Source organism: Photobacterium sp. 2_MG-2023, assembly GCF_030547675.1.
GTDB classification, from domain to species: domain Bacteria; phylum Pseudomonadota; class Gammaproteobacteria; order Enterobacterales; family Vibrionaceae; genus Photobacterium; species Photobacterium arenosum.
Map to the genome: position 1 here is coordinate 1 of NZ_JAUOQQ010000065.1, position 544 is coordinate 544.

Annotated in this window: 1 protein-coding gene; it reads left to right on the top strand. The window is 50.0% G+C overall.

Translation table 11 applies throughout. The features are described 5' to 3' along the window. Positions 1-544, top strand: a 544-nt coding sequence (locus Q4491_RS21475; protein WP_303460813.1) for an EF-Tu/IF-2/RF-3 family GTPase, incomplete at both ends; no start/stop codon positions are given.

Here is a 544-nt window from a genome sequence, read left to right on the forward strand (position 1 = left end):
CTGCCAATCGAAGATGTATTCTCAATCCAGGGCCGTGGTACTGTAGTAACAGGTCGTGTTGAGCAAGGTATCGTTCGCGTAGGTGACGAAGTTGCTATCGTAGGTATCAAAGACACCATCACTACAACTTGTACTGGTGTTGAGATGTTCCGTAAGCTTCTGGACGAAGGCCGTGCTGGTGAGAACGTTGGTGTTCTGCTGCGTGGTACTAAGCGTGACGAAGTTGAGCGTGGTCAAGTACTGGCTAAGCCTGGTTCAATCACTCCACACACGACTTTCGAGTCTGAAGTATACGTTCTGTCTAAAGATGAAGGCGGCCGTCATACTCCATTCTTCAAAGGCTACCGTCCACAGTTCTACTTCCGTACAACTGACGTGACCGGTACTATCGAACTGCCAGAAGGCGTTGAGATGGTAATGCCAGGTGACAACATCAAGATGGTTGTTACTCTGATCGCACCTATCGCAATGGACGAAGGTCTGCGCTTCGCAATCCGTGAAGGTGGCCGTACCGTTGGTGCTGGTGTTGTTGCTAAGATCGTTG